The sequence below is a fragment of the Paenibacillus sp. Soil522 genome (assembly GCF_001428245.1).
In the GTDB taxonomy this organism is placed as follows: Bacteria; Bacillota; Bacilli; order Paenibacillales; family Paenibacillaceae; genus Pristimantibacillus.
In genome coordinates, this window is record NZ_LMRV01000010.1 from 1 (window position 1) to 1,892 (window position 1,892).

The following is a 1,892-nucleotide window of genomic DNA, read 5'->3' on the forward strand; positions in this document are numbered from 1 at the left end:
AACAAGCGAACAAGCGGTGCGATCATAAGCGGACTTAAAAATAACGTACGCGCAAAATGACTGCCTTTGAAACCCGTGCTTAACAGCAGCGCCAGAATTAATCCGAGCACGAGCTCGATCGACACCGCTCCAATTACAAAAACGATAGTATTGTAAAGGGAGTGGTAGAAACGGGCCGAGGTTAAAGCAGTGACGTAATTTTCTGCGCCGACAAATTGCGTACCTGTTCTGTAGTCGAACAGACTGTCTCTTGCCAGAAGAAACATGGGATAAACGAAAAATAGAACCATGAATACGGCTGCCGGTAAAAAGAACAACAGCGCTGTTCTCCGATCACTCTTGGTCATAGAGTCACATCCTTTTCATTTCGATTAAAGAAAACGAAGGATAGGCGAGCCTATCCTCCGCTCAAAACATAAAATATTAGCTTTTTTTCGTACATCCTGAAATGTATGTCGTTAAAACCAACATACACTCTCCCTGACCGCTATTAGCGATCCCACAACCCGTGTTCAGGCCATCTTCGCGGCAATCTTTGCTCCACAGGCGGCAACTCTTCAAGCGGTTTATGCGGCTCCAACTGATACCAGTAGGCTACGCTGGAAAATTCATTTCCTTGGTCGTTTGCATGTCCATGTTCAATGGTCACCTTGATTGATTTTTGGAAACGAATAGGATCTTCAATATAAAAGCGGTATAAACTCCATTTGCCGAAATGCTCCTGCACATCGCTGCCTAATGAAATGCCGTGATAAGGAGCTGAAGGCTGCGCGCATTTTTGATCATCGGCAGTCCACCAAGCGGACTATTCGGCTGCCATACATTCATTGTTTTTTCCTCCTATAGTGTTGTTTCTCTACCATCATCTGCTGTACACACTACAATTTATTTATCCAATATTGTCTATACACAGATGTTGACTGGAGCGCTTTGCTTGCGCTTTCCATGTCTTCATTGTATATGACTAATAGTTAAAAGTCGTTGGTAAAGGTTTTTTAATACTTATCACATATTGCTTTTATGTTCCTGCTTCTGGGAGATAATTTGTATGTTACTTTGACAGCTTTCTCCATAAAACTTAGTTTGTCGATGAAAAAAGTATAGTATGATGAAACGGTTAAGAAGCAGACGATATAGCACATTAAGGATAGCGGTACGGCAGAGCATAAGAACTATGTTTTCGGAGCAGCAAAGTAAATTAAAAGGGGTGGATAGTAATAATGAGGTCGAAGTTACGCCTGGAGTTCTGTGAATATTCAATTGTCTATACATTTGCCCATATAAACCTAAAATACCGGATTCCCTAAGAATCCGGCATTTCACTCATTCCTTTACTGCTCCCATCGTCATGCCGCTTACAATATACTTTTGAATCATTATGGAGAAAATCATAACCGGTAAACTGAAACCACTCATTCCTTTACTGCTCCCATCGTCATGCCGCTTACAATATACTTTTGAATCATTATGGAGAAAATCATAACCGGTAAACTGAAACAGACAGCCGCTGCCGTCATAGGCCCTAAATCAAGATTATACGCTCCCAAAAATTCGGAAAGACCAACAGGCATGGTTTTAGCGGATGTACTGGTCATCATCAATGCCATCAAAAAATCATTCCACGATAGCATATAACAAAAGATGGAGGTCGTTGCCAAGCCGGGCAGGGAAATGGGCAGAATGATCTTTATAAACGCACCCAGCCTGCTGCAGCCATCCACACGTGCAGATTCATCCAGCTCTTTTGGCAATCCATCAAAAAATCCAATCATCATCCAAATCACGAATGGAATATTAATGCTTGTATACACAAGGATCAACGCGAATTTCGTATCGTATAGGCCCAACTGGTTTATAATTCCGTACATCGGAACCGCCACGCTGATTAAAGG

General features: G+C 42.1%; 2 protein-coding genes and 1 pseudogene. All 3 read right to left on the reverse strand.

The annotated features are described in order from the left end of the window. Window positions 1–347: pseudogene (locus ASG81_RS02840) on the reverse strand (sugar ABC transporter permease); the annotation flags it as partial. A 143-nt stretch (window positions 348–490) separates the two neighbouring features. Then, a complete protein-coding gene (locus ASG81_RS02845) occupies window positions 491–727 on the reverse strand; it encodes a DUF2961 domain-containing protein (RefSeq protein ID WP_056628927.1) in 237 nt (78 codons plus the stop codon). A 685-nt stretch (window positions 728–1,412) separates the two neighbouring features. Next, the coding region (locus tag ASG81_RS02850; RefSeq protein ID WP_155971147.1) for a carbohydrate ABC transporter permease at window positions 1,413–1,892 on the reverse strand (480 nt) is incomplete at its 5' end.